This window comes from Hymenobacter elongatus (assembly GCF_004745955.1).
GTDB classification, from domain to species: Bacteria; Bacteroidota; Bacteroidia; order Cytophagales; family Hymenobacteraceae; genus Hymenobacter; species Hymenobacter elongatus.
This window is the reverse complement of the sequence record NZ_SRLD01000027.1, coordinates 12,308-35,499: the sequence shown is the minus strand read 5'-3', so window position 1 is coordinate 35,499 and position 23,192 is coordinate 12,308. Positions and strand designations below refer to the sequence as shown.

Here is a 23,192-nt window from a genome sequence, read left to right as displayed (position 1 = left end):
ACTTGCGCGCGTTTCACGCCATAGTTTTAAACTTTCTGATGCTGAGCAGATAAGCACCAGCATCTAAACACGCTTTGGTGGCCTTCCACGCCTTGGTTTACCCTAGTGAGCAGGGTCGGATGCCTTGCCGGCCTGGACTTACCACTTGTGGCGCACCGGCCTGTTTTGGCAACGCTCTCTCGAACCTACTGGGACGCAGCCTCGGCGGGAGTTGCTTGGCCCATGATGATGTTAATCCAATGGTAAATGGGACGGTATCCCACGTTTACAAAGGCTTTATTAGACGCTGGATTGGTAATATCCGAGAGCAGACCGCACGCCTCACCGCGGTGCTGCAGCAACCCTTGCGTTACCGTTCTAAGTAGCAGCGACGCGTACCCTTTGTTCCGGTGCTCGGGTAGCGTGTATAAGCTGCCCAACAAGGGCTTGGTGTACCCATCCGTTTCTATTACTTGCACCATACTGCAGACTTCCCCCTGGCTTTTGACCACGAACAGGCCGTTGTTCTCAATTCCGTGCAGGACTTGACCAAATGCTTTGTCCTCGTCCCGGTAGGGCTTGTTGGGATACTCGTCGATATCAAACGCCAACGTCATCTCGGTAAGCGCGTGCACATCCTCCAGGCCGCCGTTTTCAACCCTGGCGTTGGGTACATGGCTTTGGCCCAGCACTTCATCGCACTGGTAAATAAGCCGCTCCTTGAGCACCCACCATTGGCACTCCTGCTTTTGCAGCAGTTCCAGAATCAGGTCGCGCTGCCCCAGGAACTGAAAGTCCTGCTTGCATTTGCCGACCTCCACTTGTGCGGCCAGCAAGTCCAGCATTGGCGCTGTCCAGCCAAAGCTAAACAGGTAATAGCTGCCGGTAACATGCAGGGCGATGATTTGGCGACCCTCCTCATCCACGATGTTGTAGGCGTTGAAGACGCCCGCCTGCTTGCTTCGCAGGCGGGGAAGCAGTTTAAAGACGTGGAAGTAAACATAAAAGTGCGCTTCTATGTGCGCCCGGTTGTGCTCCAGGAAGTCTTGAAAGCGCGTGAATGTTAAAAGCTTTGCCATGCAAAAGGTGTACGATTTAGTTTGGCTGGTCTCGTTGCTGCCGGCCTGAGTTAATCCGGCATTTCTAGCTGCATCCACGTGCGCCGCGTGCCGCAGGCTGTGCATTCCATCAATAACTCCGTGGCATGAGCGTACTGCTCCAACACTTCCACGTGGGCATGCAAGGTCTCCTGCCGACAGGTGGCGCAAGCCAGCAATTCCGTTGCATCCAGTTGCTCCTGCAGAAATTGTAGCTCATCGTTGTTCATGGCAGGAAAGGCAGGAATTGGTGCTACTCCGTCACGGGCAATTCAGCAGCGGCTTGGTTTCTGCGGGCATCTAGTGCCTGCTCAGCCTGTCGCCGGTTCTCCAGGTACTGCTGAGCTAAGGCCGGGTTCTCACGGTGGGACCACGCGCGGGCCCGGCGCGCTTCGTAGATGGGTCCCTCCGGCAGACACGGGGGCTCCTGCTCAGGCCAGTGGCAAGCGCCTTGGCGAAAGAACTCCTGCAAAGCTGCCAGCAGCGTGAGCGTGCGTTCGGCCTGCTGGGGCCAACGGTCTAACAGTTGCTCCAACTCCCAGTTAGCCGCTTCAAATTCGGCTTCGATGAACAGATTCATAGGTAGGCTTTGAATAAGTTAAGTGAGCAGCATACCCCTCTGCTACCGTTCGGGGCCTTCAGCTTCCCGGCTCGGTGGAGTGGAAGCCGACGCCATACCGCGCTGGGCTTCCTGCAAGCTGCGCCCTGCAGTACGCAGCGTGGCGGCGTCCTCAGCCAGCGCGGGCAGCTTTTCTGCCCGGGTCAGGGCCTCCGTCACGGCCTGTAGGTTTGCCCCACCCAGGTAAGCGGATTTCTCTACTGCTTTGGCGGCTCGCAGTAAATTATCTGCGGGCCCCGGGTAGCCCTGCGCATCCAGCCCTTCGCTCAGCTGTTTGGCAGCTCGCACAAACTCTGCCGATGCGGATGGCTGTGCGGGCGAAGAGGCAGCCGGCCCCATTGTCACGGCCAGCGCGGGGGTTGGTGGGTGGAGGGCAGCCAGGGCGGCCCCGAAACGGCCGGTTTCCCGCTGCGAAGCCGGGTCCTGAAAGCGCTTGTCCAGCACCACTTCCTGCTGCAGCTTCTGCAACACGGCTCCGTGCTGCACTACGGCCGCTGGGTTGCGGTCAATGTCGAGCACCTGGTTGAGCAGGGCGTCCGCCCGGTGGGTGCGCCGGTAATCCACGCCGGCTACGAGCTGCTGCATGGCGAGAGCCGCGGCTACCAAATCGCGCAACTGCTCTATCTGGCGTACAGCGGGTGTAGGCCCGTTGCGCAAGGGCTGCGCCAGGCTCGGATGGCGGGCAGCGTCAGCTTCCGCGCCAGGCAGAGGCGTGGTGTTGCGTGCAAACAGCTCCTGCAGCGCCTGCAAGTCCCGCTCCCTGTGCTGTCCCCCATGCAGGCTCACGATGCCCTGGTCACGGGCGGGATTTAGTTTTTCATGCTCCCGGTTGAAGTCCACTTGGTAGCCGGCCTGGAAGGCTATTTCGGCGAATGTGGCCTGCAACGTGCGGCCGTTGCCCTCGCGAAAGGCATGTACATGGTTGTAGTGGTCGAAGTAGTATGCGGCCCGCTCGGCGAAGGCTTCCGGCGTGGGCAAGCCCTTGAGGTTGTTTTCAAGCTTGAGCTGCTCGCCCAGCGAGTTCAGGCGCTCGTCAATGCGCTCGAAGGGGGCAAAGTGCATCGGCACGGCGGTGGTGCCGGGCAGGTCGGCGGCTTTGACGCCCTGAAATCCGGCCTCCCGGCGGGTTTGCCCGGCCCACTCAAAGGTATCCTGAAACAAGTCCTGATGCACGGCCCGCAGTTGCTGCGCATCAAAGGTGTCGCCCTGGGGGCCATAGCCGGCAGCCAGTTCCTGCAGGCGGCGCAGGGAGGCATCCTTGGTTGCCTGCTCTAATTCCACGGCATCCGTTATGCCGAGCTTGTTGTAAAAGACGCCGGTGTGTGGGTCAGTAAACTTATCCATCGTACTCGTAAATACGAGAGCCGAGCTTCTCGCTGGAATAGGGCCAAAAAATTAGCCCGACCGAAGCCGGGCTAATACAATTACATATCGAGAAAGGGAGCAGTTAAGCCACGTGCGAGAGCGCATGCTCGAAGTTGTGCCCCTGTAGCTGGCGCTGGTGCTCGTCGTGGCGGGCGCCTACGGTGGCCAGGTCAATCTGCCCGTCGATGTACTGGGCGTGCAGCTCCGCTAGCCACTCGGGCTCTTGGTACGCGCCCTGGCTGCGGGTGATGCCCAGCGACTGGTTTATGATAAACTGCCGCTGCTCGCGAGTTTGTTCGCGGGGACCAAACTGCGGTATGTGAGAAACTTGCGTGTTCATAAAAGGCAGTACGTTAACGGGGAATGCGAGTACAAATTAAACAAAAAACCCGGCATTATGGTGCCCAAGGTGGCCCTTAAAGCATGGGCTCATTATCAGGCATCTGACCCGGTTTCAAGGTATTGGCATACTGGCCTACGATGCCGGCCACGTCTTCGCGAATCAGCTCAAAATTGGCCTGAATGACCGCCTGTAATGCACTGACCGGCTCCGCAGCGGGCTGGCTGCCAGCCTGCCGCGCCGCCCGGCGCTGACTCAGCCAATCTCGGCTCGGCCCCTCCCCTACCGGGGTAGCAGCCAGCACCGGCGCCGGGCCACCCTCGAACGTGGCCAGCGGATGCAGCGGGTAGTGGCCGGCAGTGGGTTGGCGCGCGACTTTGCCCTGGAAAAAGGGCTGGTCCGTTTCCACCGTCTGGCCGATAAACTCGCCGGTTTCGAGGGTGATGGTATCCTGCAGGCGCACCAGGTTGCGCTCCTGCCAACTCACGCTTTGGTTGCTGCTGCTGCCCGCGCCCCGGGCGCCGCCGCTCTGGCTGCGGCCCAGGCTGGCCGAGACCATTTCCCGGTCCTCCTTGCCCACCAGCTCCGAGACGAACTTGGCCGTTTCGAGGGAGTTGACCTTGCCGAAAAACTGGTTGTTGAGGTTGCTGACCATGACCTGCATCTTCTCCCGGCCGTAGGCGTCAATCATCTGGCTCAGGTCCTGGGTCATGTAAATCATGGCCACCTTGTTGCTGCGGGCCGTGGCCGGTATCACCTCCAGGTTGGGCACGTAGATGGTGGCCGCCTCGTCGAGAAACACGTAGCTCGGGTGCTTGTGCTGCTGGTTCATCAGCTTCAGCGCCACGGCCACGATGCAGCTAATGACAGGTGAGAAAGTTTCCTTGAGTGTGGGGTCGTTGCCCACCACTAGCACCTTGGGGGCCTTCTTGTCATTCAGCTCCAGGCTGAACCCCTCCCCTCTCGCCTCGTCGGGGGTAAGCACCCAGGCAATTTCCGGGGAGTTGATGCGGGTGAGCACAATCTGCAGCGAGGCAATTACACCGGCCACCTGCTTCTCGGCCCGCTGCTTCACGGCCGTGGTGATGGAGCGCACCATGTCACCGCACTCGGGGTCCGAATCCAGCATACTCAGCACGTGGGTAAAATCCGGGTGCAGGGCTGTGTTGACCACGTGGGGCAAGGTGCAGAAAGTAGGGAAGTTCTTCTTGTAAAACCAGATGATGGCCGTCAGAAAGGCATTGGCGCTGGTGTCGAAGAAGTCCATCTTTTTGATGCTCTCCGGGTTCAGGTTGGACATAATGGCGCGGGCATACTCGTTGGCGTAGGCCACCACCGGCATCTTATCGGCCCGCAGCGGGTTCACTCGCTCGCTGCGTTCCAGGTCTTTAAAGTTGATGATGTGCAGCTGCACATGAGCTGGCTCCTCCCCGGCTGCCACTGCTTTGGCGTCAGCCAGCACAAATGCCTTCTGCGCCGCCTCGGCCAGCACCGGAAACTTAAAGTCATAGATGAGGCCGGCAAACCCCTTCTCCGTGAACTGCTCAATCAGCGGCTCGCCAATGGAGTAGGACTTGCCTGCTCCCGCGCCGCCGAGTACCAGGGTACCCCGAAAGGGGTTGGGAATGTTAATCCAGCCCCCGTCCGTCGTGGCCAGACTAAAGCCGTGCTCGGATTCCTGCTGCCGGCGCTCGGTGCGCAGCCCGAACCGCTCGGTCTTATGCAGGGCCCGCGTCACTCCTGCTACCAACCCCGCGCCCAACACCAACAGAGCCGCCGTGGGGTACAGCCAAGTAATAATCCCGGCCGAAAACGTGCCCAGTGCCAGTAGCAGCGCCCCACTGAGCAAGCCCACCCCCGCCGCTCCGAGCTGGATGCGCCGCAGCTGCAGCTGTGTGGGCTGCCAGCGTCGCTGCCCGGGCCGCGCGGGTGGGGCGTGTAGCAGCACGGCCAGCAGCCCCCCTCCTACCAGTACCGCGGCGCGAATAAGCTGGCCATAGCGCTGGTAGAAACTGACCAAGCCGGCCAGCAAGCGGTGGGTGATGGCCGTACCCAAACCCGCTTTCGGGGCAACGGAGGGCGCTGCCTCCGCCACCACGCCTGGGTGGATGAGGCAGTAATACTCACCGCCGGCCAGCAACACCAGCAGAAAGGTTAAGGCGACGTAAAAGCCGGTCAGGCGGTGGTTACCCGGCTGCCGGGGCGCGCTCATCATACTCATACAAAGTTTAGCTAAATGGTATGTTTGGTTTGAATCACAGCTCGGCCTCCCACTGTCCGCGCCGGCGCGGCTCGCCAATGTCCTCGGTTATCACGCGCTCCGGGCCGCTTGTGGCGCGCAGGGCTTGCTGCAGGCTGTGCAGGGCCTGCCGCACCTGGTGCCCGGTATTGGTGCGGGCCGGCTCCTCCCGGCCCGTGGCCAGCAGGTGGTAGGCGTTATCCAGCGGCTGCCCCTGCCGGGCCCGGTCCTCCAGCCGCCGCAGCCGGTCGTAAAAAATGGGGTCGTAGCCCCGGCCTTGCGCGATGCGCTGTACCCGCTCCGCCTCCAGCCACTGGCTGGGCGCGGCCTGCCGGTTCAACTGCTCCACCCGCTCCGCAATGCGGGCATTACGCTTCGGGTTGGGCGACACGATGTTGGGGGCCGCCTTCCGATTAGGAGTGGGCCCCTGGTACTGGAACTGCCGCTCAAATAACACCCGCGCCTCCTCCTGCCAGTCGCGCAAACTAAACCGGCTCACGCGACCACCGGGGTTGAGCGTGACGCGCTGGGCCCGGTCCCGGGCCGATACCACCACGTGGATGTGGGCCTGCAGTCCGGGGCGCGCCTGCCCTGGTCGGGCCTCCCCCTCCTTTACGGCCGCGTCCGTGCCCCGGTGGGCGCGCTGCTGGTGAATGATGGCACCCCACACCAGGTCATCTTTCTCCACTGCCCCGCCGTCTTTCAGGCGGAAGCCCGTCGCGTAGGCCGCCATCACTTCCCGGGTATAAGCGCGCAGCTTCGCCTCATCCCCACCGCCAATATGGGCCAGCTCCTCCGGGCTCGGGCTGAGCACCAGGGAATAAAACTTGGCCTCCTTGGCCCGCAGTCCCTTCACATTATGGTCCAGCGCTATGAGTACTGCGTCCCGGTCCAGCGCCTCCCGCTGCCCATCAAAAAAGTGTGCTTCCTGCCCATTTTGGCGGGCCTCGTGGGTTAAGTAATTCAAGGCCTGCGCAGCACTACCCTGATTATTATAGGCCTTCTTGCCGTTGATTTTGGGGTTAATAAGCTTGGCGTGCATGGCGTCAATACCCGATTTAAGACTTTTTATTCAGCGCCTTTATATCCAAAGCAGCTAGGCCCGCCGCCGTCACTTCCGCGATACGCGCCTGATTTCTTTGCTGAATTTTGTGTAAGGCCTCCCCTCCTTCCGGGGCTAATAAATTCTCTACCACCCGCAGGGTTTGCTCCTGCACGGCCTGCTGCCGTAGCTGCGAGCGCACCATTTCCAGCAACAGTCCCCGTTCCTGCTCCTGTAGATAGGAAAACACCCGGTCGCCCAGCCGCTTGATTTCCGCCATGATGAGCTGCCCTTCCCGGGCTTGCGCCTCGACCGGGTTTAAGCTTCGCTCGGCGAAGTAGCGAATGGCCGCGTCGGCGTATTCCGTGCGGGTAAGTCCCAGCCGGGCCGACTCCGCCCCTACCTGCCGGTGCGCCGGGCCGCTGACCGTCACGTGCTTCACGGCTGGGCCCCTGCTTACCGGTGGAGACGATAGTGATTTCTGGTCCTGCATACTGTGGTTTTTAATTGCTAGCAGCTGTCTATTAATGTTTTAGAGCTACGCTTTATCATTTATCAACTCTGTTGATAAGTATCTACCATTTAATCAGTGCGTTAGCGCGATTAAGTGGTAGTCTTCTTGCTAACTACCCTATTGCTAATCGTTCCATTGGTCTCTCCGAGGGCCGGGCTAGCTCATCACCCCCGTTTGAGGTACCGCCTTCTCCTTGGTAAGCCTGCCGTGCTTCGGCTGCAGTTTGGGGCAAGCAGCACCGTTGGTTAAGTCTCATCTCTGCTTGTCAAGAATGCCCGGCAGGACTCGTGGGCGGCATTTGCAATGCTCATGGTAGAGGCGAACAAGTAGTTTTTTTATTTCTTAGGAAACAAGGAAAATAGAAAAGCTCGGGACTGCATCCCCGCCGCTTTACGCCCCGTATTCCCGTTTGTTTCTTAAGATTTTAGGAAATAAGTTTCTTAAGAGCTTTTAATAAATGTTTACTGCTTTCTCAGTAAACATTATATCTTATTTTTTTTTAGCTATATTTCCTGAGAAATAGAAAACTATAGAAATAAGCTGCTTTATTTTTCAGGAAACAAAAAAACAAGTTTACAAGTAAGTTTGAAAATTGAGAAACAAGCTGCTTATTTTGCACCCTGCTGCGCTGGTCGCAGCCGTCACCATTAGTTCCCTCGCTTTATGAAAATCATCTGCGTTGCCAACCAGAAGGGCGGCATTGGTAAGAGCACCCTCATCACCGTGCTGGCCGGGGCGCTGGCCGCCGACTATGGCTACCGCGTGCTGGTGGTCGACGCCGACTCCCAGCAAACGCTGGCCGGCGTGCGCCTCACCAACGACCAGCCCAGCGTGGACCTGGAGCGCGAAGCCGGCACCCTGGCCGAGCCCGCTTTTCCCTACGCGCTCGAATCCGTGGGCATGGGCCAGGTGTACGACCGCCTGGATGAGGTGGGCGACGACTACGACGTGGTGTTCATCGACGTGCCCGGCCGCTCCGATGACACGGCTATGATTGACGTGCTCAGCGGGGCCAACGTAGTGCTCGTGCCCGTGGGCGCCTCCGATGCCGAGCGCCTGGCCACGATTTCCTTCATGCAGCTGCTGCAGGAGATTTCGCGGCTCTCGCGGGAGCAAGGGCTGGACTTCCAGTTCTTCGGGGTGCACTCGCACCGCACCAACCTGAAGGAGGAAAAGGACATGGACGAATTCACCGATGCGCTGGGTTTGCCGCGGCTGCAGGCCTCCCTGCGCCAGCTCGGCTGCTACAAGCGCCTGTCTACCCGCTACAGCTACCTCAATTCGGCCTACCGCCGGGCGGTGGGGGCCGATGCCGCCGTGGAAGCCGAAGTGCGCGCCCTGTGCGACGAGCTGATTGCCCGGGCCCAACTCATCTCTGAACTCGTATCGTAATGGCCAAGATTCAACGCCTGAAAATCTCCACGGACGAGAAGATGTCCATGCTGCGCGGGCAGCCCGGCCACATGCCGGCCGCCCCGGCCGTAGCTGAACCTATTGCTCCAGCGCCCACAACCGTCTCGGCACCGGAGCCCGCACCGCAGCCCACGCCGTTGCCTCCAGCGCCCGCAGTGGTCCCGGTTCAGACAGTAGCTGCGGCACCCGTATCCGCACCACGACAGCCGGCACCTGTAGCGCCGGCCACCAAAAAGGGGAGGGGCCGGCCGCCGAAAGCGCAAGCACCCGCTCCCGTTGAAGGAACTTCTGCCGGGCTGCAGCCCTCTCTGATTCGCTTGGAAGGAGAAACTCAGCGGGCGGCCCTGGCCTACATCCACGAGGAGCTTATGCACCACAGTCGGCGGGTGTACCTCAAGGAGCTGGTCGACGAAGCGGTGAACTACTACCTGCAGCATGGCCCGCCCTCAAATGCCAAGTAGCTTATTAAGAACATCAAGCATAATGATGTGCTGGTAAAAGCTTAAATCTTAAGCCTGAACACTTATTGGCATTTTTCATTTCAGGCCTTCCTGCAACAGGGAGCATCTAAAGCTCATTCTATTCCCCTTTTTCTATTATGCTTTTTTCAGATTTAGTAGAAAAGGAGGGCAAAGCCCTTGAGCCCGAGTTTGAGCGGTTGTTTCAACTGGCCATTGCCAATCAGCGGCATCCCGGTGACATCATTTTGATTCAGGAGAATGGAAGCTTTGACCCTACAGTACTCGGTTTTGATGGGGGAAGGCTGAACCCCCATGTCATTGGGCCGGGGCGTATGGGATGGTCTTATTTTACCCACTATCAATTCATCAACCTCTACAGGCAGACTCAAACAGCAAAGGTCACACACGTCGAGTGGTTGGCGAAAATCGCGGAGCTAGTGCAAGCGCAAAATTGGGGAGAGCGGGATGCCCACGAGGACCTAGAGGCCACGAGTATTCACATCGAAACCTTGATTTATATTAAAATATGGGAATCGGATTACATAATCAAGATACTTTATGAGTTTGTTCGCTTGCTAGAAGGCAAGCCCTATGATTGGAATTTCAAAATCCTGGAAAGTTCGCGGGATAACAATGGCACTGGTACTCGGCAAGACATCATCCGCAAAAGCATTCGAAATCGATTGGAACGCATTTCGCCTATCCTTTACGAAGCGCTAAAGCGAGCCTATCTGACCCAATTGAGAAACTCTGTTGCCCACTCGAACTTCAGCTTTCAAGGGGACCACATGCAGTTGGGCAATTACATTGAATCAGACCCGCACTCGCAGTTAAGAGCGATTTCGTTTAGTGAATGGGCAGATAAGTTTCATGCCACTTTAATGATTTACAACGGGGTTATCGGCATTTTAAACCGGGCAAAGGAGCATAACCATGCTCAATTGCAGTTGCAGGGAAACGTAGCTGAAGTGCTGGTTACTGATAAACGCGCAGAAGAAAAAACCTATACACTGCCAGTGGTGTATGACCCGGATTTTAGGCGTTTTAGCTATCAGCAATCCTGAAGCAGGCGTGAATGGTAGTACTTACAAACCATGTAATCGACGGCCTATCCAAGTTAGAGTTTGCTGTACGCTAGTTTCAGGCGGCAGCGCCCCGTAAACCAGCTGCCGAAAAGCGCCCTGGTAGGTCGGCACGAGTTGCCGCCAGGTGCGGTCAGCATCAGCGAATAGTAGGGCTTCTGCCAGCGGCTGAGCAGCCCAGTCGCCCTGAAACTCCTGGTTGCGGGCGTCGTCGGCGCGTACTTCGGCCAGCATCGTTTCGAATGCCGAGCTAGCCAGAAATTGCTGCAGCGCGGGCTGCTGCAAGAGCTGATGCAGGTCATAAGTGTGGCGGATTTTCGCTTGCAGCTCCGCCAGCGGGTCCGGGGCATAGCCCGCACGTACCAGGGCCAGTACCTTCTCTACCATCGTCCGCTCCAGTGCCAGTACGAGCACCTCAAACGGAGCCAGGCCGTGCTGCTCCACCAGCCTTAGCTCGCCGCGCTGGGTCAGGAACTGGCCGGCGTAGGCCTGCACCGGCCGCCACTGACTGGGGTAGGGGCGGGCAAAGGCATTGACTTCAAGCAGCACCGCGCCCGGCCGCACCTGACTGCCGGTGGTGGGCGCGGTAGCAGCCGGAAACTGGTGCAGGGTCTTGCGGAAGTGGCTCCCGCGCACGGTTACGCCCGCTTCTACCACGGCCGTTAGGCCCTGGGTGATGTGCTTGGCGCCCGCATCCATGAGCTTCTTGACCTGCCCGCCAGTCCAGCCTTCGGTGCCGGCAATGGCCAGGTCCACGTCTTCAGAAAACCGTTCCACCAGCCCGTAGGCCTTAGACAGGGCCGTACCACCTTTGAACACCAGCTGCTCACGGTAAGGCGAATCAGCCAGGGCCCGCAGCACGTAGGTCACCCAATAGTCCTTCTCCACGAAGGCTTCGGGCAGGCCTAAACTTTGGGCGGTGGCCAGCAGGATTTCTCCAAACTCGGGGCTCTGGTGCAAAGTCACTGGATGTTCCACGCGGCGCGGTTGGGCAGGGCCGCGGCGCTCAGGCCGAGGCAGTAAGTAGTCAGAGGATTGAGAGTGGCCCGCAGGGTAGCGGCGCCTTTTTTGTCGGCCTGCCGCTCCAGCAGGGCCCCGAGCACGGCGCGGGCGCGGGGCGGGGCCTGGCGGGCGGCCAGTTCGGTCAGGCGGCGCCGAGCGGCTACGGAGAGGCCTTTGACTTCGCGCTGCACCCGGGCCAGCACCTTGTCGGGGCTGGTGTCAGGGATGCGGCGCAGGTCGCGTAGCACTTCCAGCCACTGCAGCAGCGGCACGTCGCTGGCTCGTTCCGGGGCCGGGCGCACCACAAACGCCACGCGTTGGGGCCGGGTGCGCCGCAGCTTGGGGGAGGTAACCATCGTTTCGGCCGGCACCTGGGTGGTCAGGCCCAACTGGTTGTAGAGGCTGACTCCGGCCGGATAGGCCGACAGGTTGCCGCCCACCGACGTGAGCGTGCGCAGCACAGCCCCCTCTGAGGGCTGCAGGGTCCCAAACCGGCTGGTTTGGGGCCGGTAGTACTGCCCCTTGGCGAAGCGAACCAGCAGCCCTTCCCGGCGCAGCCGGCTCAGGGCCGCGGCTACCGCCCCGAACTGCGCGGGTTCTGTCACCAGGTTTGCATAGGTCAGCAGTTCGCCCATCGGAGCGGCCTCGACTTGCTGGCGGATGCGCTGCATAATGGATTTCGACATCACAGGATGGAAGCTGACAAAGCAAAAGTAATCAATTCTGTCAAGTTATTACATGTAAAAACTTGACAGAATTTAGCTCGACGTAGTTCCTGCTGGTGGGGTTACCCCGGCCTGCACCTCGGCCAGGACCACGGCGATGACGTCCTGGACGGGCTCGTTGAGCAAATCCGCGACCCGCAGAAGCTCGGCAATGGTGAGGGTGGACGGGTCGGCCTCACGCTGCTTGATGGTGCGGTAAGTCATGCGCAGGTGCTCCATCAGCTCGCGCTCGGTGAAGGAGTAGCGGCCGTGGCGCAGCAGGTCCGTAAAACGCCGGGGCGGCGCGGCGGCTTTAAGGGGCAGTGGGGGAGGGGAGGTAGGCATAACGCGTGGGAAAGGAGTAAAGGCAGTATACCGAGGACAGTGGGACGGTACCCCACTGCCCCCGGCCCCACCGATGAAAGCAGCAAAAGCCAGCGGCGGCCGCAAAGGGTTAGCAGTCCTCAGTCGGGTAGGGGCGCGGGTGCTGCCGCGCCTCATCGGCCAGTGTGCGTTCTTCCCACTCGGCCACCCGCTGCATGATGTTGGTAAGCCAGCGGCCCAGGCGGGCGAGGTCGGTTTCGGCCAGAATCCGGCCGGTGGCCGTGCGGCGCTGCTCGTCGGTAAAAGCGGGATGCTCCAGCAGGCGGGTCAGCTCGATGCGCTGCGTGGCAACAATTACGGTGGTCAGGGAAGGCAGCGTTTCCTGCCCCAACACCACCAGCGGCAACGTGGGGAGGGCCGGGCGGGGCGGCACGGCGCCGGCATCTACGGGGTGCATCACCGGCGGAGCATCCTGCTCACTGGCTACCAGCTCCGCCGCGCCGGCGGGGCTGGTGGAGGTCGGTTGCGGGTCGGGCTCGGTATCGTCGGGGGCCGGGCGGCCTACTATCAGCTCAGCGGCGCGCTGGGCCCGGCTGGCGGCCTGTACCACCAGCTTTTTGTCGCCGCGCAGCTGCTCCAGCCAGAACTGCAGGTAAGCGGCGGTGTTTTCCAGCGTAGCGCCGGGGTCGAGGCCGGCGTGGCCACAGAGGAAGGCGGCGCCCATCTCGGCGGTCAGCTCCTCGCGGGCATAGCCGGCGCGGCCGCTGGGGCGCAGGGCTTCGGCCAGGTCGGGCCGGTCGAGGCGGCTGGGGTGGCCGGTGGCGTGGGTCAGCTCGTGAAAAAGGGTCGAATAGTAGGCTTCGCCGCTGGTGAAGGTTTCCGGGCGGGGCACGTTCACGAAGTCGGGACCGGGGGCGTAATAGGCCTGCGGCTCGCGGTGCTCGATGCGGGGGCAGCTAGTCCAGTTGGCTACCAGGGCTTCGGCAGCGGCCAGGGGCTCGTGGGTGCGGTCCTGGGGCTGCTCGGGCAGCGTGATTGCTACGCCTTCGACGTCGTCCGCTGAAAAGACGGTGTAGTACTTGATAAAGGGTGTTTTCTCTTCCTCGCCGGTTTGCTTATCGGTGCGGGTCGTGAGGTTGTAATAAATCACGGGCATACCCTTGGCACCTTTACGGATGTTACCGCCCAGCTCCCGCGCCTGGCGAAACGTGAGAAAGAACGGAGTGCCGCCCACTAAATGCAGCAAAAAGGCATTGATGCCGGTATAGGCCCGGCCACTGACGTAGTTACGCGGCATTCCGTAGGCCGCGTGCCAGGGCTTGCGCCAGGCAATCTGCCCGGTTTCGAGCGCGGCAATTACCCGGTCGGTTACAATCTGGTACACGTCGAGGCGGGCGGTAGTTTGGGCGGCGGGGCGGGCTTGCTTTTTCATCGCTAAGTAAGGGCTAAGTGACTGTTTATAAAACCGTTTCCTTACTTATTAAACGTATTTTTTAGTCATTTTGTTGCTTTTTAAGCAACGATTATTGATTTATTTGCCCTTTGCAAATCATTTCTCCCCCACGGCCCCTGTCGCCAGAACAGCCCTGATGGCAGCGCAAGCTTCAACACTTCGCCGCCGGTGGTGCCGGCCTCAGCCGGTACGGCCGGCAGCCGCTTAGAAAGGGGGAGGCCCGGCTCTGGCTGCCCAAGCGCACCGGGGGCGGGGTATGGCGTTCCGGCGCGACTAGCGGGAGCAGAGGAGTACCCGGCCCCGCCCCCGGGAAGCGACGCGGCCTGTGCCGGGCCGGCGGGTGGGCTTTTACCAGAACGACTGCAAAGCGCAATGCGGAGAAGAAACTCAGCACCTGAGACTGGCGGCTCGATTAAAGCCAAAAACGCCCAGTTGGGTGACCAACCGGGCGTTTCAGCGAGCAAAGCAGTCTGTTACTGGGCAGGGCCAAATTCCTGCTTTAGGAATTTGAGCAGGCTCTGGCGGGAGGCTTCCCCGATTTGAATCAGGGGCGCGCCGTCGTTGAGGTAAAACAAGATGGGGTTAGCCTTGGTAACCGCGTCGGACCAGGCCTCAGCCGACAGAGTCGGCGGCAGTTGAAGCAGCGGTTGGTATTCGTCCCGGATAAGCTGTAAAATCAGGCCTTTCATGACCGGGCAAAAATTGGAAAAGGGCTGGTGGCCGGATGATATCATAACGAGGGTAGCAAGTTGGAAGGAAATGCAAAGCGGTGTCCGGACCCCTCACTTGGGCGGGGGCACGGAAATGGCAGCCCGGCCCGGGGCTCAAAGCCAAGCCGCGGGCAGCCGCAGCCTGTAGCTGCGGCGAAATGCCAACCAGAAAATTGAATTACCCTCGCTGGGGCCCCACGAACAGGGCCGGGCGCTCAGAGATAGGCCGCGGCCGTTGGGCAGCGGGTGCCGGGGTTCGGGCCGCCCTCAGCAGGCCGAACAGTGCACGAGTAGAGTAAAAACCAGTTGTCGCCAGCATAGTAGGCAGCTTGCTATTCCCGCAAAACTAAAGAATCAGGCCGTATTCTCCGGCCTTTGCCCGGTAAGCCGAACCAAGGCTACCGCTCCGGGCCGGCGGTGCGCTCGGCTAGGACGTTGGCATTGATGCCGCTAGGAGCCAGACGGTGGCGCTCGGCCCGGTCGCTGGCGTGTTCGTGTACCTGGGCGCCGGGCTGGCGGGCCACGTCGTCGAGCGTGGTACTGACGCGCGCCAAATTGGGCTGGTCGAGGCGGTAGCTGACTTCAATCTCGCTGTGGCGCTGGTGGGTGGCCGGGTCGGTGGCGCTGCGCAGCGAGCCGGCGTTCAGGCCACCGTCGCGCAGCTGCTCGGCCACGGCCTCGGCGTGGCCGGCCGCGCCCGCCCGGGGCTCGGGCTCGTCGATGTGGATAATGGCTGTCTTGGTAACCGACTGCGCCGAGGATGCGCTGGCCAGCTGCCGGCGCTCGGCCTGCTCTTCGGCCGGCTCGGTGAGTGTTACCAGCGGCGACTTATCCAGCGCATCCAGGGTCTGGCTGAGCTGGCGCAGGCCGTCGGGCTGGGCGTGGGGGTGATAGCGCACATTCAGTTCACTGCGCAGCTGGCCGGTGCCGGGGTCGGCTTCGGCGCGCAGTTCCACTGCGGCACCGGCCTTATGCAGCAGCTCGCGCATCTGCTGGGCTTGGCTGGGGGTAGCCTCATCGGCGGGCGTGGGTTCCATTACCGTTAGCTGGACGACGCGCTGCAGGGCGGGGTCGCCGGTAGCAGCGGCCATGACGAGTGCAGCGGCTTGGCGCTGCTGCTCGGCCTCGCGGCGTTGGGTTTCCGGGGACTGCGCAGCCTGCTCACGCGCGGCTTCGCGCTGCTGGGCCTGCTGCCGCTGTTCCTGCTCCTGGCGGGCGCGCTCCTGGCGCTGCTGCTCCTTCGCCAGCTCATCGGCGCGGGCCTGCTGGGCCACCTGCTCGCGGGTGAGGCCCTGACTCAGCAGCTCCAGGTCCCGGTTATAATCCTTGCTGATGGCATACTCGGTCCGGATAAAGTTCTCGGGCTGGCGGCCGGGTTCGTGAGCCTGACGCTCCGGCTGCTCGCGCTGCATTTCGCGCTGGGCGTGCAGGGTGCGGGCCAGGGCTTCCAGGGCGGGGCTGTCGGCATTGGGCACGACTAGGCGCACGACGGTTTCCTGCCGGCTGGCCCGCTGCACTTCCAGCGTCAGCGCACTGTCGACGGTCGGCCGCTGCTGCTGCACCTGCGCGGTGAGTTGAACCAGCTGCGCGGTACCCTCCGCTCGGGTGGCATGGTGAAACTCCACCCGCAGGGCCGTGTGGTACTTGCCGGCAGCCGTGGCATGCCACTCCACCGGCCGGGGCGCTTCGTCGTAGGCCACCTGGCCCTCGGCCACTTCCCGGGCTCGGCGCGGCTCCTGCAGCTCGTTGAGGTAATCGATGTTGAAGCGCCGGCCAGCCGCGTCGTTGTCGTTGGCCAGGACCACCTCCTTGGGCTCCTGCTTGTCGATGAGCTTTTGAATCAGCTCGACCTGCCGCTCGGTGACGGTGCCGCTGGTGGCCACGTATAGCGTGTTAGGCTGCCCCTCGGCGCCGCGGTGGTGCAACTGGTGGTAACTCATGGCGTCCACGGGACTTTCCGACACCACCAGGCGCTGCACGGGCGTGTCGCGGCCCTCGGTGGGGTGCGACACCCACACGCCGGTTTTGGGTAGCTGCAGCAGGTGCTTGTACTCGTCGTTGCGCTGTTCCACGGTAGCAATGCCGTGCTCGTTGTAGAGCGGGAAAGCTGTGTTGCGAAAATTGCCCTGCTGGCTGGTAAACACCCGTCCCTGAAAGGCCGGGCTGTCAATGGTTTCGTCCGTGAGATGGCGGTTATGCAGGTAGCTGCGGTCCGTCAGGGAAGCGTGGGTACCCATCACCGCCGCGACGAGGCGGGCCCGGCGGTCGGCCTCGGACTCCATATCCGCCGGCCCGTTGGGCTTGGGGGCATAAGCCGCCGGCGCGGGCAGTGGGGGAGAAGTAGCCGCCTGCCAACCCTGCTCGGGCTCGCCCAGATACTGGCGCAAGGTCTGGCGCACCTGACCCAGGGTCTGGTTTTCGCGGGTTTTCACGAAATCAATGATGGAGCCCGAATCCCGGTCGTCGCCGGGGTTGAGGTAGACCTGGTGGTCGCCCTTACGGGCGACGATGAGCATTTCCCCGTCCTTTTCCAGCTGGTGCCAGTGGCCGCGGGGGCCGGCCTTTTTCACGTCGTAACCGTGGCGCCGAGTGGCATAGTCTACCAGGTCGATGGATTGCTTGAAGCGATCGAGCTCCTGAGGGTCGTTGTCGCGCTGCAGGGGAGGGGATGCGGGCATAGCAATGGATGGGAAGGGTACAAACCAGCCGCGCCGCCGGAATCCGGGGCGGGATTTACATTCGGAAGGCAGTGGGAGAAGGGCCGCTAGCTGACCAGTTGCTCGTGGGTGGCCAGCTGCTCGCGCAGGGTGGCCAGCAGCGCCGCGTTGGCGAAGAGGTAGTGCTCGCAGAGCTGGCCGTTCAGGGGCAGGCGCACCAGTTCCGTCTCAAAGCCAAACACGCGCAAGTGCTTCTGGACGAGGCGATATTCCTCGCGCTGCAGGCTGCCAGTTTTCAGGCCCACGCTGGTGGTATAGGGGAAGCCAAAGGCGGTGCAGGTGGCCCGCAGGCCGCCGTGGGGCAGGCTGCGCAGGCGCAGCTGCACGTAGCGCCGGGCCTCATCGTAGGCTATGGCCAGAGCGGGGTCGGGCAGCAGGCGGGCCAGCGCGGCGGCCGGGGTTGCGGGTTTCGCCGCGGGGGGGGAAGCAACGGAAACAGGCATAGGGAAAAGGGCAACGTGGAGCGGGCCGGCTCCAGGGCCTTTCCGCTAGTTAGGGGAGGAAGAAGTAGAGGTAGTCGGCGCCGGGGCGTCGAAAGGCGGGTTGTCGAAGAGGTTGAGCTCGGCCTTGAACCGGGTCAGGTTGTCGGGCGAGGTGAACAGAAAAAAGTGGCGGCGCGACTGGTGCACGATGATGCGCAGCAACTCAGTCGGGAACTGGAAGTGGACCATCAGGCGCTGCAGCAGCACGGCCTGGGTCTCCTCCTCCAGCTTTTTGATTTCTATCAGCCGGGCGTAGTTGAACTTGTGCTGCTGGGCCCAGGGCTTGAGCTGCCCGTGCAGCAGCGTGTTGAGACGGTGGCGGATATAGCGCAGAACGGTGGCATAGGAGACAATTAGCGCGGGGTCAGGAAAGCCCGCATTGACCGGCTCTACTGAAGTGGTAGCCGGGGGGGTGGGAATAGAGGTGTTCATGCAGCAGCAATTGGAGGGCGCGCAAGGTAACAAACCAGCCGGCCGTCTGCACTACCCCGATTGCTGCGGGCATTTAACTACGCTAGCCTCGGGGTAAGAACACCCACAAAGCTTCGGTATAGTTGCTTTAAAACTTCTTCTAAATCAGAACTTATACGGAAGTGCTCCGTATAGTTGCCGCAATTGCTTATAAAAAACTTCGACCTCCTGCTTGAAACCGATGCTGTGGTTGGTGCTCATTCTGCTATTGGCGGCCCTAGGCGTGCTCTGGTGGCGCTTTGCCATGCCGGCTCGCGCCGGCAGCACCCTTGTTCCGCCTGCCCTCAACGGCAACCACGCTTCACTGCGCACCCGGCATTATCGGCTGGCTGACTTCCAGGATGCTCCTCTGAAAGCGTCACCCTCTGCTGCCTCGGCAGCCGGCGAGGAGGAGGTGCAAGTAGGCCCAACGGACTCCCAGCCAGAAACTGCCTCTCCGGCAGAAGCAGATGACCAGCAGGGAGGCGCGAAGGCTAGTGAGTCTACCGAGGAAGCGGGCCAGTTGCCCGAAGGGGCCAAGCACAACTACATCACGGCCCCGGCGCCCACGGCGACCGATGAGCACAACCGCGGCGTGGAACTCACTGCCGCCGAGCGCCGCGCCAGAATGCGCTCGGTGATGAGTGAGGCGCTGGATAACCGTCGCGCCGCGCCGGCCACTGCCTAAGGACCGGGCCTTCTCATTCACCCTTTAAATCCATTCACCCACTTCTTTTTCCATGCAAATTTCCCTGTTCACCCATCTGCAACGCGGCACCACTACTGTGGCAGCCCATGGCCTGAATCTGTTGGCCGCCGGCCAAGCCTACCAACCTTCCAAATTGGAGCAGCGCGGCTATGCGCTGCTGACGGTGCTGGCCCTCACCACTGGCGCGGCGCGGGCCCAAAGTGCCGAAGCGGCGCTCACGCAGGTCAAGGAAAAGGTGATTGGCATCGTGCAGGTCATTTTCGCCATTATCCTCATTATCGGCCTGATTCGGGTGGTGATGAAGTTTATCCAGGGCTCACCCGACGCGCTGGGCTCCCTGGGCTGGCTCGTGGGCGGAGTGCTGCTCTGGTTCGGCTTCCAACTCTTTAAAGACGACCTGGTGAGTGCCGTCGGGGGCAGTGAGGGTGGCGGGCTAACCAACTAAGCGGCTGCCATGCGCTCCTATAAATCCATCGAGCGGCCCGCCCAGGTTCTGGGCATGAACCTGCAGGACCTGGGCCTGCTGGTGGGCTTGTTCATCGGCTCCGTGCTGCTACTCGGCTTCCTGGGCATGGCGGTCAAGATTCCGCGCTTGGTCTACCTGGTGGTCATCCTATCGGAAATCGGACTCATCATGGGTTTGCGCTACCTCACCCGGACGCAAGCCCCCGGCTTCCTGATGGGATGGCTCTCCTACACCTTCATTCAGCCCCGCCGCTTAGCGGTGGGGCCAATCCCCAATCCCGCTCATGGCAAAAACCCCAAGGACAACCGCGTTTAACGCGGTGATGCCGGTGCATTCCTTTGAAGAAAACAAGGTGGTCTTCAAGGATGGCCGCGTCGCCGTGGGCTTCGTGCTGGAGCCGGCCGAAATGGAAAGCTGGACGGTCGAAGACTACGACGCGTTTCAGACGGCGCTCGTAGGCGTGCTGCGCCCGCTCCCCTTGGGCACCATCGTGCAGAAAACGGATATCTACTACGACCGGCCCTACCGCGAGGACAAGACGCAGCAGACCTACTTCGAGGGCAAGATGAACAAGCACTTTTTTGAGCGGCTGGTGCTGTTCCAAAAGTCCTACCTGTTCCTCTCCTTCGCGCCGGTCGATGGGAAGACTACCCGGACCAATGCTGTGAATGCCCTTGTCGCCCGGGCCGGAGAAGCCCTTGTCAAGAATCCCTTCGCGCAGCTCGTACACATTCTTGAGGTGGCCGAAGCCAGCGCCGTGGAATTTACCCAAGGCATCAAAAACCTGGGCGGCGTGGCATTTGAGCGGATGAGCAGTCGCGATATTCACCAGTTGTACCTGCAGTACTTCAACCTGAACTTCGACGGGCAGCCCACCCGGCAGGAGCGGGAAATCGGCAACGACCTGGGCACGCTCAGCGTCGGGGAGCACAAGGTCAACATCCTCTCGATGGTAGGCCAGGGCAGCGAGGCCCACGCGGCGGTAAAGAACAGCTACGGGGTTACCGCCCCCATGCTCTACCCGCTAACCCACGTCCTGCAGTGCCCCCACGTCCTGACGCAGGCACTACTGATTCAGGACACCCGCACCGAGTTGAGCAGCCTGGATACCGACCGCAAGCTGAATGCCTCGCTCTCGTTTCTCTCCACGCAGGACAATGCGCTGCGGGCGGCCGAAGTCGAGGAGTTCACCGCCGAGGTGCGGGCAGAGAACAAGCAGATTGTGGGCCTGCACCTCTCGCTGCTGCTGTGGGATACCAACGACAACAGCCGACGCGAAAACGTCGAAAAGGCCACGGCCGCGTTCCGGTACATGTTCGGCACCGAAAGCGTGGTGGAAAGCTACCTAGCCCTGCCGGTATTTTTCGGCCTGCTGCCGGGTAACGCCTTCCAGGTGCCGGACCGCTGGCTGACCTGCTCCTCTGACCGGGGCGCGTGCTACACCCACTGGACGGCCACCTACAAGACCGACCCGGTGGGGGAGTACCTGACGGACCGGTTCCGGAATCTGGTGCAGGTAAACCTGTTCAATACCGCGCTGGACAACCAGAACGCCATTGTCATCGGGCCCTCCGGCTCGGGAAAGAGCTACACCTTCGGCAACCTGATTGTGCAGCGCTTTGAGAAAGGGGCGCGGCAAATCATCATGGACGTGGGCGGCACCTACCGCAACGTGCTGCAGTCGCTCAACGGCGAGGACTTCGACAACACCTACTTCGAGTACGACCCCGCCCAGCCGATTGAATTTAACCCCTTTATCGTACCGCGTGACGCGGCGGGCAAGTGGCTCTACAACGATGAGAAAACCAACTTCCACTTGGCGCTGCTGGCCGCGCTCTGGAAGGGCGGCAAGGATACGGGCCTTGACAAATCGGAACGGACCATTCTGAGCCGCTTTCTGATTGAGTACTACGCCTGCCTGAACGAAAGTGACCGGCTGGGCCAGAAGGACGAGGAGTTTCCCGGCATGGAGAGCTTCTACCGCTTCGTGGAACAGTACGACCAGGAAATGCAGAAGCCCGTGGGGGTACCCGGCGAAGGCCTGGAAGCCGACCCGCTGGATGGAGCGCGCCGCCAGTACCAGAAGAACCTTAAGTACATCGACATGCACCAGTTCTTCCTGGTGCTGGGCCAGTACGTGACCGGGGGCCGCTACGAGAAGGTCCTGAACGCACAGCGCGACGTGGATTTGTCGGAGTACCGCCTTATCTGCTTTGACCTGGCCAAGGTGCAGGCCGACCCCGACCTCTACCCCGTGGTGGCGATGCTCATCACTGAGTTGAGCCTGGACCTATTCCGCAAGTTTCCGGATGCGACTAAGTACATCGCCCTAGATGAGGCATGGACGATGCTGAGCGGGGTGCTCTCGGAGTTCATCGAGTCGATGTACCGCACCATCCGCAAAACCAATGGCTCGGTGACCATCATCACGCAGGGCATTACCGAAATCACGAGCAGCAAGATTGGCCCGGCCATCATCAACAACTCGGCCACCAAAATTATCCTGCGGCACATCAACCCGGATTCGCTCGCGCAGCTGCAACCCCCGCTCGGTCTGACCGGGCACGAGATGGACCTGATTAAGTCGGTTCGTTCGACGGACGCGCTGCGCGAAATCTTCATCAAGCAGGGCGCGAAAGGTAAAATCTTCGGGGTGGAAGCTTCCCCGCAACTGGATGCCATTCTCACGTCAAAGCCGGTCGAGCGCAACTACCTCAACAAGCTGGTGAAGTTCTACCAGCAGACCAACCGCAAGCCCGTGCTGGACAAAGCCGGCCGCTTAAGGCTGGACGAGGCGGGCAACACGGTTTATGAAGAGGTGAAGGTTCAACGCCTGGACTACGCGGTCGACCAGTTTGTTGAAGATAAACAAGCCCGCACGGGCGTTCTGGTCAAATGAGCGGCTGCTATCTAATGGTCGCCTACGGGGCCGACCCGGGGTTTCTGAGCGCCTGTGACCAGACCCTGCAAATCGTGCTGCGCGCCTGCCGCTACATCACGCCCACCTTCATGCTCATTGCCTTGCTCTACACCATCGGGCGGGGCTTTATCTCGGGCCACGGGCTGGCCATGGACTGGGGGCCAATTCTGAAGGCCGTGTGGATATTCTTCCTCCTTTTTTTCTACAAGGAGCTGATTGACACGCTCAGCACGGGCATTGCGGGGTTTACCCGAATGTTCGCCACCCCCGACGGCTCCACGGCCGCCTCGGCGCTGGGTGCGACCATTAGCACCTCGGAAACGCTGTCGCAGAAAACGGTGGTCGAGCAAGGGGTGCAGGAAATCACGAACCTGCTCAAAACCATCACCTCGTTCAGCCTGACCAATATCCTGCTGCAACTCATCACCGGGGAGGTGGTCCTGCTGATTCGGCAAATCATGCAGTTCATCCAACAATTCATTCTCGGGTTTCTGTTTGTCTGCGGCCCCATCTCCTTGTGCCTGTCGGTGGTACCGGCCTTCGGTCAGCTTGCGATAAAGTGGCTGCAAAACTTCATCGCGGTACAGCTCTGGGGTCTCTCGTTCGCCCTCCTGGACCTGCTCTACACCTTCTACACGGCTTCCAACTCCACTTTCGGCGGGGTGTTCTCCGGCCCGGTAGCCGCCGAGTCGGATACCCGCCAGCTGATTGTATCGGTGGCCTTCATCATGCTCTACCTCATGGTGCCCTACCTGACGAGCCTCTTTATTGGCTCCTCTGCCGCACAGGGGTTCGTGGGCTCCGTGGTGGGCATGGCCACTTCTGCCGCGGCGGCGGGTGCTGGCGTTTCGGCAGGCATGGCCGGGGGCGGACACGGCGTTTCCGGGGCCATTGGCCGCGCTATGGGCAGCGGTGGTGGCAACTCGGGTAGTAGCTCTGGGGGTGGAGGTGGCGATAGTGGCGGCAGCAGCTCAGGCGGTGCCGGACCGGCTCCAAGTGGGGGCAGCTCAGCATCGGCGGGCCTGCCCTCTATCACCATGTCGGACGCCCTAAATCCTTCTTACCGGCAACGGCCCTCCGGGCTGTGGACGGCTTAACTATTCC

At 61.2% G+C, this 23,192-nt stretch carries 24 protein-coding genes; 8 read left to right on the top strand and 16 right to left on the bottom strand.

The window, feature by feature from the left end:
* Window positions 1-185 precede the first annotated feature (185 nt).
* From E5J99_RS13925 to E5J99_RS13895, 8 genes are all read right to left on the bottom strand, one after another.
* Window positions 186-1,058, bottom strand: a complete 873-nt coding sequence (locus E5J99_RS13925) for a GNAT family N-acetyltransferase (protein WP_167852135.1) — start codon at window positions 1,056-1,058, stop codon at window positions 186-188.
* A 50-nt stretch (window positions 1,059-1,108) separates the two neighbouring features.
* Window positions 1,109-1,306: a hypothetical protein gene (locus tag E5J99_RS21320; protein ID WP_167852134.1), complete on the bottom strand. Its 198-nt coding sequence runs from the start codon at window positions 1,304-1,306 to the stop codon at window positions 1,109-1,111.
* A gap of 23 nt (window positions 1,307-1,329) precedes the next feature.
* Entirely contained in the window at window positions 1,330-1,656 is a 327-nt protein-coding gene (locus tag E5J99_RS13920) for a hypothetical protein (protein WP_135498426.1), read from the bottom strand.
* 42 nt (window positions 1,657-1,698) lie between these two features.
* Window positions 1,699-3,039: a Fic/DOC family protein gene (locus E5J99_RS13915; protein WP_135498425.1), complete on the bottom strand. Its 1,341-nt coding sequence runs from the start codon at window positions 3,037-3,039 to the stop codon at window positions 1,699-1,701.
* Between the two features lie 103 nt (window positions 3,040-3,142).
* Window positions 3,143-3,400 (bottom strand): hypothetical protein, encoded by a 258-nt coding sequence (locus tag E5J99_RS13910; RefSeq protein WP_135498424.1) that lies wholly within the window; start codon window positions 3,398-3,400, stop codon window positions 3,143-3,145.
* A gap of 76 nt (window positions 3,401-3,476) precedes the next feature.
* On the bottom strand, window positions 3,477-5,615 hold the full coding sequence (locus E5J99_RS13905) for a TraM recognition domain-containing protein (RefSeq protein ID WP_167852133.1): 2,139 nt from the start codon (window positions 5,613-5,615) through the stop codon (window positions 3,477-3,479).
* A 40-nt stretch (window positions 5,616-5,655) separates the two neighbouring features.
* A complete protein-coding gene (locus E5J99_RS13900; RefSeq protein WP_135498422.1) occupies window positions 5,656-6,681 on the bottom strand; it encodes a DUF5712 family protein in 1,026 nt (341 codons plus the stop codon).
* A 16-nt stretch (window positions 6,682-6,697) separates the two neighbouring features.
* On the bottom strand, window positions 6,698-7,123 hold the full coding sequence (locus tag E5J99_RS13895; RefSeq protein WP_135498421.1) for a hypothetical protein: 426 nt from the start codon (window positions 7,121-7,123) through the stop codon (window positions 6,698-6,700).
* Between the two features lie 735 nt (window positions 7,124-7,858).
* Between E5J99_RS13895 and E5J99_RS13890 the strand changes: the two genes are divergently transcribed.
* The 3 genes from E5J99_RS13890 to E5J99_RS13880 all read left to right on the top strand — a co-directional run bounded on the left by E5J99_RS13890 (window position 7,859) and on the right by E5J99_RS13880 (window position 10,133).
* Window positions 7,859-8,587: a ParA family protein gene (locus E5J99_RS13890; protein ID WP_135498420.1), complete on the top strand. Its 729-nt coding sequence runs from the start codon at window positions 7,859-7,861 to the stop codon at window positions 8,585-8,587.
* Window positions 8,587-9,069 (top strand): hypothetical protein, encoded by a 483-nt coding sequence (locus E5J99_RS13885; RefSeq protein ID WP_135498419.1) that lies wholly within the window; start codon window positions 8,587-8,589, stop codon window positions 9,067-9,069. Before E5J99_RS13890 ends, E5J99_RS13885 begins: the two co-directional genes overlap by 1 nt.
* Before the next feature lie 137 nt (window positions 9,070-9,206).
* Window positions 9,207-10,133: a hypothetical protein gene (locus E5J99_RS13880; protein ID WP_135498418.1), complete on the top strand. Its 927-nt coding sequence runs from the start codon at window positions 9,207-9,209 to the stop codon at window positions 10,131-10,133.
* A 21-nt stretch (window positions 10,134-10,154) separates the two neighbouring features.
* On the opposite strand, the gene E5J99_RS13875 is transcribed toward E5J99_RS13880, so the two are convergent.
* From E5J99_RS13875 to E5J99_RS13840, 8 genes are all read right to left on the bottom strand, one after another.
* On the bottom strand, window positions 10,155-11,129 hold the full coding sequence (locus E5J99_RS13875; protein ID WP_167852132.1) for a nucleotidyl transferase AbiEii/AbiGii toxin family protein: 975 nt from the start codon (window positions 11,127-11,129) through the stop codon (window positions 10,155-10,157).
* A complete protein-coding gene (locus E5J99_RS13870; protein ID WP_135498416.1) occupies window positions 11,114-11,839 on the bottom strand; it encodes a DUF6088 family protein in 726 nt (241 codons plus the stop codon). The genes E5J99_RS13875 and E5J99_RS13870 overlap by 16 nt, the downstream gene beginning before the upstream one ends.
* A gap of 72 nt (window positions 11,840-11,911) precedes the next feature.
* Window positions 11,912-12,202: a hypothetical protein gene (locus E5J99_RS13865; RefSeq protein WP_135498415.1), complete on the bottom strand. Its 291-nt coding sequence runs from the start codon at window positions 12,200-12,202 to the stop codon at window positions 11,912-11,914.
* 109 nt (window positions 12,203-12,311) lie between these two features.
* A complete protein-coding gene (locus tag E5J99_RS13860) occupies window positions 12,312-13,613 on the bottom strand; it encodes an ArdC family protein (RefSeq protein WP_135498414.1) in 1,302 nt (433 codons plus the stop codon).
* 494 nt (window positions 13,614-14,107) lie between these two features.
* Window positions 14,108-14,323: a hypothetical protein gene (locus tag E5J99_RS13855; protein WP_135498413.1), complete on the bottom strand. Its 216-nt coding sequence runs from the start codon at window positions 14,321-14,323 to the stop codon at window positions 14,108-14,110.
* A 419-nt stretch (window positions 14,324-14,742) separates the two neighbouring features.
* Window positions 14,743-17,022: a toprim domain-containing protein gene (locus E5J99_RS13850; protein WP_135498412.1), complete on the bottom strand. Its 2,280-nt coding sequence runs from the start codon at window positions 17,020-17,022 to the stop codon at window positions 14,743-14,745.
* 86 nt (window positions 17,023-17,108) lie between these two features.
* Entirely contained in the window at window positions 17,109-17,504 is a 396-nt protein-coding gene (locus E5J99_RS13845; RefSeq protein ID WP_135498411.1) for a hypothetical protein, read from the bottom strand.
* Window positions 17,505-17,549: 45 nt separating this feature from the next.
* On the bottom strand, window positions 17,550-17,975 hold the full coding sequence (locus E5J99_RS13840; protein ID WP_135498410.1) for a hypothetical protein: 426 nt from the start codon (window positions 17,973-17,975) through the stop codon (window positions 17,550-17,552).
* A gap of 220 nt (window positions 17,976-18,195) precedes the next feature.
* Between E5J99_RS13840 and E5J99_RS13835 the strand changes: the two genes are divergently transcribed.
* The 5 genes from E5J99_RS13835 to E5J99_RS13815 are packed head-to-tail and all read left to right on the top strand — an operon-like array spanning window position 18,196 to window position 23,185.
* The gene (locus E5J99_RS13835; protein ID WP_167852131.1) at window positions 18,196-18,681 is read left to right on the top strand and encodes a hypothetical protein; all 486 of its coding nucleotides are present in this window, start codon (window positions 18,196-18,198) and stop codon (window positions 18,679-18,681) included.
* 52 nt (window positions 18,682-18,733) lie between these two features.
* Window positions 18,734-19,147, top strand: coding sequence for a hypothetical protein (locus E5J99_RS13830; RefSeq protein WP_135498408.1), 414 nt, complete (start codon window positions 18,734-18,736; stop codon window positions 19,145-19,147).
* A gap of 9 nt (window positions 19,148-19,156) precedes the next feature.
* Entirely contained in the window at window positions 19,157-19,483 is a 327-nt protein-coding gene (locus tag E5J99_RS13825) for a hypothetical protein (protein WP_135498407.1), read from the top strand.
* Window positions 19,452-22,067 (top strand): VirB4 family type IV secretion system protein, encoded by a 2,616-nt coding sequence (locus E5J99_RS13820; protein WP_135498406.1) that lies wholly within the window; start codon window positions 19,452-19,454, stop codon window positions 22,065-22,067. The genes E5J99_RS13825 and E5J99_RS13820 overlap by 32 nt, the downstream gene beginning before the upstream one ends.
* Window positions 22,064-23,185 carry a hypothetical protein gene (locus tag E5J99_RS13815; RefSeq protein WP_135498405.1) on the top strand — a complete coding sequence of 374 codons (1,122 nt, stop codon included), beginning with the start codon at window positions 22,064-22,066 and terminating at the stop codon, window positions 23,183-23,185. The genes E5J99_RS13820 and E5J99_RS13815 overlap by 4 nt, the downstream gene beginning before the upstream one ends.
* Window positions 23,186-23,192: the final 7 nt, after the last annotated feature.